Below are 7,212 nucleotides of genomic sequence, written 5' to 3'. Positions count from 1 at the left end.
CATCCGCTGAAATCACTGATGGCCGCTATTCGTTTCCTGTTCAGCAACCCGCTGATTGGCGGCATTGCGCTGCTCGGCGGCCTGCTGACCATGGCGAGCGCAGTGCGCGTGCTCTACCCGGCGCTGGCGGGAGAGTGGCAGATGAGCGCCTCGGAGATTGGCATTCTCTACGCCGCCATTCCGCTCGGCGCGGCGTGCGGGGCGCTGACCAGCGGCAACCTGGCGCAGAGTGCGCGTCCGGGGCTGATTATGCTGCTTGCCACGCTGGCCTCGTTTATCGCCATCGGCTTCTTTAGCCTGATGCCGGTGTGGGCGCTGGGCGTGTTGTGTCTGGTGATTTTCGGCTGGCTGAGCGCCATCAGCTCGCTCTTGCAGTACACCCTGATCCAGACCCAGACGCCGGAAGGGATGCTCGGGCGCATCAACGGCCTGTGGACGGCGCAGAACGTGACGGGCGATGCCATCGGCGCGGCGATCCTCGGCGGGCTGGGGGCGATAATGACCCCGGTGGCGTCGGCGAGCAGCAGTGGGTTTGCGTTAGCGATAGTTGGTGGGATTTTGTTCGTGGCGTTGGTGGAATTGCGGCGGTTCAGGCAGGAGAGTGTGTTGAACGACGGTGCGGCCTGATGCCCTCACCCCTCCCTCTCCCACGGGGAGAGGGAGGGAAAATGCCTACTTAAACAACGCATTCAATCTGTCTAATACCAACATCGCACTGTAATAATCCAGGCGGAACGTCTCCGTTCCCAGCGCCCAGACGCGCTTGTTCTTCACCGACGGCAGATGCGCGAGCAGCGGGTTGCCGTAAATCGCCTTCACGTCTTTCTCGTCACCGGCAAACACAAACAGCCCCTCGCCGTTCAGCCCCGTCGCCAGATTTTCCCCGCCCAGCTGGATAATGTCGTGGCGCTTACCCTGGCTAGTTGAGGTCTGCAATCCGGGAGGCAGCTCCGCCAGCGCAAAGCCCAACTGGTGCAGCAGCTTGCCCTGCGCGGATTCCGCGGTCCACAGGTTGGCGCTGTGCGCGGCGGCGGTGTAGACGATGGCGTTCACCGGCTGCGGCGGCAGCTTCATCTGCTGTTTCACCTGCGCGAGCTGTTTATCAAACGCGGCAATGCGCTCTGCGGCCTGCTTTTCCTGTCCGGTGATGGTGCCCAGCTGGGTCAGCAGCGCCTGCCAGCTCTTGTCGTCGTAGTTGATGATAAGCGTTGGGGCGATGGCGGAGAGCTGATCGTACAGCGCCAGCGCGGAATCCCCGCCGGTGGCGCTGATCAAAATCAGGTCCGGCATCTGGGCGGCAACCGCTTCAGCGCTCGGCTCGCCAATGTACAGTCGCGCAACCTTCCGCTGCTTCGCGATATCACCCCACTGGCGCAGGAAGCCCTGCCCATCAGCCACGCGGTTATTCGGCGTGGTCGCGCCGCTGGCGACGACCGGTGCGTCAATCGCCAGCAGAGAGCCGGTTAAGGTCACGCTGGTGGAGACAATGCGCGTCGGTTTGCTCTCAAGCGTGTGAACGCCGCGGCTGTCGGTTACCTGACGCGGCCAGTCGGCGGCAGCGGCTGAGGCAAGTCCGAAAACAAAAAGTCCAGGTAAAAGCAGGGTATTTCGAAATACGGCGGGGAATTTCACAGCGCGACATCCTGTTTTTGTTGAAGATAATGCTTCTCATTTTCATGGTTGCCGCGAAGGGATGCAAGCTTTTGTCGCACAAGTTATTTGCCCGACGGTTGACAGCGAAGCGATGTGGGATTAGGTTAGCCGACGAAAATATAAATGATAATCATTATTGCTTCTTTTATCATTTTGAGGAGGATGATATGGATACGTCCCTGGCTGAGGAAGTTCAGCACACCGCAACCACGCTCGAATCAGACCGCTTTTTCTTTATGTCGCCTTACCGCAGCTTTACCACGTCCGGCTGCTTTGCCCGCTTCAGTGAACCTGCCGTTGGCGGCGACGATCCGGCAGGCCGTTTCCAGCAGAAATTAGCCCAGGCTTTCCAGAACGCGAAGGCCAGCGGCATCGCCCATCCGGTGATGGTAGGGGCTATCCCGTTCGATACCCGCAAGCCATCCTCTCTGTTTATTCCACAACGCTGGCAGACCTTTTCCCGTCCGGCGCGTCAGCAGTCCGCACGCTATTTTTCCGGCTCGCAGGCGCTGAAGGTGGAACAACGCACCGAGATCCCGCCGCAGCCCGTGTTCGAAGAGATGGTTGCCCGCGCCGCGTCGCTCACTGCCACGCCGCAGGTGAACAAGGTGGTGCTGTCGCGCCTGATTGATATCACGACCGATAAGCACATTGATAGCGGCGCGCTGATGGAGCGCCTGATCGCTCAGAACCCGGCGAGCTTTAACTTCCACGTGCCGCTGGAAGACGGCGGCGTACTGCTCGGCGCCAGCCCGGAGCTGCTGCTGCGCAAAGAGGGTGGGCACTTTAGCTCGCTGCCGCTGGCAGGCTCCGCGCGTCGTCAGCCGGACGACTTGCTTGATCGTGAAGCGGGCAACAAGCTGCTGGCCTCTGAAAAAGACCGTCACGAGCACGACCTGGTGACCCAGGCGATGAAGGCCATTCTGGCACCGCGCAGCCACCATCTCAGCATGCCGGATTCGCCTCAGTTGATTACCACGCCGACGCTGTGGCATCTGGCAACGCCGGTAGAAGGCGAGGCGCGTAAAAATGAAAACGCCCTGACGCTGGCCTGTCTGCTGCACCCGACGCCGGCGCTGAGCGGTTTCCCGCATCAGGTGGCGAAAGACCTGATCGCCGAGCTGGAGCCGTTCGACCGCGAGCTGTTCGGCGGCATCGTCGGCTGGTGCGACAGCGAAGGCAACGGCGAGTGGGTGGTGACCATCCGCTGCGCGCGTCTTCGTGAAAATACCGTTCGCCTGTTTGCCGGTGCGGGCATTGTGCCTGCCTCCTCGCCGGTGGGCGAGTGGCGCGAAACCGGCGTGAAGCTTTCCACCATGCTCAACGTGTTTGGTTTGCACTAAGGAAGACTCATGACCATTCCCTTTACCCGCTGGCCTGAGGCATTTGCCCGCCGCTACCGTGAAAAAGGCTACTGGCAGGATCTGCCGTTGACCCACATCCTGACCGATCGGGCGGACAGCGATGCGGTGGCGATTATCGATGGCGATCGCCACATTACCTACCGCGCGCTGAATCAGGCCGTAAACAACCTGGCCTCAGTCCTTCAGGCGCGTGGGCTTCAGCGTGGCGAGACGGCGCTGGTGCAGCTTGGCAACGTGGCCGAGTTCTACATGACCTTCTTCGCGCTGCTGCAAATCGGCGTCGCGCCGGTCAACGCGCTCTTTAGCCACCAGCGCAGCGAGCTGAACGCCTACGCGGCGCAGATCAACCCCGCCGTGCTGATCGCCGATCGCGACCACGCGCTATTCGCGGACGATGAGTTCCTCAACGCCTTTGTGGATGCGCACCACTCGGCACGGGTCGTACTCCTGCGCGGCGATAAGGGTGACTACGCCCTGGAAGCGGCGATTGCGCGTCCAGCTGACAACTTCATCCCTAACCCGACGCCCGCCGACGAAGTGGCATTCTTCCAGCTCTCCGGCGGCAGCACCGGCACGCCGAAGCTGATCCCGCGCACGCACAACGATTACGACTACAGCATTCGCCGCAGCAACGAGATCTGCGGCATTACTGCGCACACCCGATATCTGAACGCGCTCCCTGCGGCGCATAACTACGCCATGAGTTCGCCGGGATCGCTGGGCGTCTTCACGGCGGGCGGCTGCGTGGTGCTGGCGAACGATCCGAGCGCGACGCTCTGCTTCCCGCTGATTGAACGGCATCAGATTAACGTCACCTCGCTGGTCCCTCCGGCGGTGAGCCTCTGGCTGCAGGCGATTGCCGACGGTGCGGGGAACGCGCAGCTTAACTCCCTGAAGCTGCTGCAGGTGGGCGGCGCACGCCTCTCCGCCACGCTTGCGGAGCGCATTCCGGCGGAAATCGGCTGCCAGCTTCAGCAGGTGTTCGGCATGGCGGAAGGGCTGGTGAACTACACCGCGCTCGACGACGCGCCGGAGCGCATCATCAACACCCAGGGCCGCCCGATGTGCCCGGACGACGAAGTGTGGGTGGCGGACGAGCACGGCAACCCGCTGCCGCGCGGGGACGTCGGGCGCCTGATGACGCGCGGTCCGTATACCTTCCGCGGCTATTTCAACAGCCCGGAACACAACGCCAGCGCCTTCGACGCCGACGGCTTTTACTGCTCCGGGGATCTGATCGCCATTGACGAGCAGGGCTACATCACCGTGCAGGGGCGCGAGAAAGATCAGATCAACCGCGGCGGCGAGAAGATTGCTGCCGAAGAGATCGAGAACCTGCTGCTGCGCCATGAGGCGGTGATCCACGCCGCGCTGGTGAGCATGGAGGACAGCCTGCTGGGCGAAAAAAGCTGTGCGTATCTGGTGGTGAAACAGCCCCTGCGCGCGGTCGAGGTGCGTCGCTTCCTGCGCGAGCAGGGCGTCGCCGAATTCAAGCTGCCGGACCGAGTGGAGAGCGTGGATGCGCTCCCGCTGACGCCTGTCGGCAAAGTCGATAAGAAACAGTTGCGCCTGTGGCTTGCTGAACGCGCCCGGGGCTGAGGAAAAGAGTATGGCCATTCCAAAATTAACCGCTTACGCGCTGCCCACCGCCGCAGAGCTGCCGACCAGCAAGGTGAACTGGGCGTTTGAGCCCGAGCGCGCGGCGCTGCTGATCCACGATATGCAGGAGTATTTCCTGAACTTCTGGGGCGAAAACAGCGAGATGATGCAGCAGGTGGTGGCGAACATCGCCAGACTGCGCGCCTGGTGCAAAGAACACAATATCCCGGTGTACTACACCGCGCAGCCAAAAGAGCAGAGCGACGAAGACCGCGCCCTGCTGAACGACATGTGGGGGCCGGGCCTGACCCGTTCGCCGGAGCAGCAGCGCATCGTCGCCGAGCTGGCGCCGGACGAAGCGGACACGGTGCTGGTGAAGTGGCGTTACAGCGCGTTCCACCGCTCGCCGCTGGAGCAGATGCTGAAAGAGACGGGCCGCAACCAGCTGCTGATTACCGGCGTCTACGCCCACATCGGCTGCATGACCACCGCCACCGATGCCTTTATGCGCGACATTAAGCCGTTCTTCATTGCCGACGCGCTGGCGGATTTCACCCGTGACGAGCACCTGATGTCGCTGAACTATGTGGCCGGACGCTCGGGCCTCGTGGTGATGACCGACGAACTGCTGCCGTCCGTTCCGGCCTCGAAGGCCGCACTGCGCGAGCTTATTCTGCCGCTGCTGGACGAGTCCGACGAGCCGATGGATGACGAAAACCTGATCGACTACGGCCTGGATTCAGTGCGCATGATGGCGCTGGCCGCCCGCTGGCGCAAAGTACACGGCGATATCGACTTCGTGATGCTGGCAAAAAATCCAACAATCGACGCCTGGTGGGCGCTGCTTTCCCGCGAGGTGAAGTGATGGGACTGGATTTCACCGGAAAAACCGTCTGGGTGACGGGCGCGGGGAAGGGGATTGGCTACGCGACCGCACTGGCGTTCGCCGAAGCCGGCGCGCAGGTGACCGGGTTCGATCTGGCGTTTCCGCAGGATGATTACCCGTTCGCCACCGAAACGCTGGACGTGGCGAACGCCGCGCAGGTGCATGAGGTGTGCGGGCGCGTGCTGACAACGCTTGAGCGTCTGGACGTGCTGGTCAACGCGGCGGGCATTCTGCGCATGGGGGCAACGGACCAGCTCTCGCAGGAGGACTGGCAGCAGACCTTCGCGGTCAACGTCGGCGGCGCGTTCAATCTGTTCCAGCTGACCATGGGGCAGTTTCGCCGTCAGCAGGGCGGGGCGATTGTGACCGTGGCATCCGATGCGGCGCACACGCCGCGCATCGGCATGAGCGCCTATGGCGCATCGAAAGCGGCGCTGAAAAGCCTGGCCCTGACCGTCGGGCTGGAGCTGGCAGGCAGCGGCGTGCGCTGTAATCTGGTGTCGCCGGGCTCAACGGACACCGATATGCAGCGCACCCTGTGGAAAAGCGACGATGCGGAGCAGCAGCGCATCCGCGGCTTCGGCGAGCAGTTTAAGCTCGGCATTCCGCTGGGTAAAATCGCCCGTCCGCAGGAGATCGCCAGCACGGTGCTGTTCCTGGCGTCCGATGCCGCCAGCCATATCACCCTCCAGGATATCGTGGTGGACGGCGGCTCCACGCTGGGGGCGTAAGATGATCTGGAAACGTCATATACCGCTCGAGGAGCTGAACGCGACCAGCCTGAATACCCTGGTGGCGCATCTCGGTATTGTCTATACCCGTATCGGTGACGACACGCTGGAAGCGGAGATGCCGGTGGATGCGCGTACCCACCAGCCGTTTGGCCTGCTGCACGGCGGCGCGTCGGCGGCGCTGGCGGAGACGCTGGGCTCAATGGCCGGTTTTCTGATGACCCGCGACGGGCAGAGCGTGGTGGGGACGGAGCTGAACGCCACGCACCATCGCGCGGTCTCCCACGGTAAGGTACGCGGGGTGTGCCAGCCGCTGCATCTTGGGCGTTCGAGCCAAAGCTGGGAGATCGTGGTCTTCGACGAGCAGGGGCGGCGGTGCTGCACCTGCCGGCTGAGTACGATGGTGTTGGGCTAGCCCAGGCAGATCAAAGTGATCGGCTTAACACTGTGGTGTAAATCTCTGGTTTGACCACGCATTATTGCGTTTCAAAGTTGTTAAATTTTTCCGGTTGTTCTAGAAACAAAATGTAACATCTCACTGTTTCACAACAACGGACAACAACTATGAACAACTCAGGGAAATACCTTACATGGGCAGGGCTCTCCGTTGTGGGAGCCTTTGCCCTGGGCTATATCGCCCTCAACCGGGGGGAGCAGATCAACGCGCTCTGGATCGTTGTCGCCTCCGTCTGCATTTATCTGATCGCGTACCGTTTTTATGGCCGCTATATCGCAAAGAACGTGTTAGGCGTTGATGCGACGCGCATGACGCCAGCCGTCCGCCACAACGACGGGCTGGACTACGTGCCGACCGACAAGAAAGTGCTGTTCGGTCACCATTTTGCGGCGATTGCCGGGGCAGGCCCGCTGGTGGGTCCGGTGCTGGCGGCGCAAATGGGTTACCTGCCGGGGATGATCTGGATCCTCGCCGGGGTGGTATTGGCGGGGGCGGTACAGGACTTTATGGTGCTGTTTGTCT

General features: G+C 62.1%; 8 protein-coding genes. 7 read left to right on the top strand and 1 reads right to left on the bottom strand.

Features of this window, described 5'->3' with window-relative positions:
- The coding region (locus DOU50_RS02015) for an MFS transporter (RefSeq protein ID WP_148768661.1) at positions 1-627 on the top strand (627 nt) is incomplete at its 5' end.
- Positions 628-672: 45 nt separating this feature from the next.
- Here the strand turns inward: DOU50_RS02015 and fepB are convergent.
- On the bottom strand, positions 673-1,632 hold the full coding sequence (gene fepB, locus DOU50_RS02010; protein ID WP_148768660.1) for a Fe2+-enterobactin ABC transporter substrate-binding protein: 960 nt from the start codon (positions 1,630-1,632) through the stop codon (positions 673-675).
- 188 nt (positions 1,633-1,820) lie between these two features.
- On the opposite strand from fepB, the gene entC reads away from it, so the two are divergent.
- The 6 genes from entC to DOU50_RS01980 form a co-directional block, all read left to right on the top strand.
- Positions 1,821-2,996 (top strand): isochorismate synthase EntC, encoded by a 1,176-nt coding sequence (gene entC / locus DOU50_RS02005; protein WP_048993159.1) that lies wholly within the window; start codon positions 1,821-1,823, stop codon positions 2,994-2,996.
- 9 nt (positions 2,997-3,005) lie between these two features.
- Positions 3,006-4,616 carry a (2,3-dihydroxybenzoyl)adenylate synthase gene (locus tag DOU50_RS02000; RefSeq protein WP_148768659.1) on the top strand — a complete coding sequence of 537 codons (1,611 nt, stop codon included), beginning with the start codon at positions 3,006-3,008 and terminating at the stop codon, positions 4,614-4,616.
- A gap of 10 nt (positions 4,617-4,626) precedes the next feature.
- Positions 4,627-5,481 (top strand): isochorismatase, encoded by an 855-nt coding sequence (locus tag DOU50_RS01995; RefSeq protein ID WP_148768658.1) that lies wholly within the window; start codon positions 4,627-4,629, stop codon positions 5,479-5,481.
- A 5-nt stretch (positions 5,482-5,486) separates the two neighbouring features.
- Positions 5,487-6,233 carry a 2,3-dihydro-2,3-dihydroxybenzoate dehydrogenase EntA gene (gene entA / locus DOU50_RS01990; RefSeq protein WP_194266114.1) on the top strand — a complete coding sequence of 249 codons (747 nt, stop codon included), beginning with the start codon at positions 5,487-5,489 and terminating at the stop codon, positions 6,231-6,233.
- 1 nt (position 6,234) lies between these two features.
- A complete protein-coding gene (entH, locus tag DOU50_RS01985) occupies positions 6,235-6,648 on the top strand; it encodes a proofreading thioesterase EntH (protein ID WP_048993150.1) in 414 nt (137 codons plus the stop codon).
- Positions 6,649-6,797: 149 nt separating this feature from the next.
- Positions 6,798-7,212: carbon starvation CstA family protein (locus tag DOU50_RS01980; RefSeq protein ID WP_322742055.1), on the top strand; the 415-nt coding region annotated here is incomplete at its 3' end.

The sequence above is a fragment of the Enterobacter sp. C6 genome (assembly GCF_008122455.1).
GTDB classification, from domain to species: Bacteria; Pseudomonadota; Gammaproteobacteria; order Enterobacterales; family Enterobacteriaceae; genus Enterobacter; species Enterobacter pseudoroggenkampii.
The sequence above is the reverse complement of the archived record's forward strand: the minus strand, read 5'-3'. Positions and strand labels throughout refer to the sequence as shown.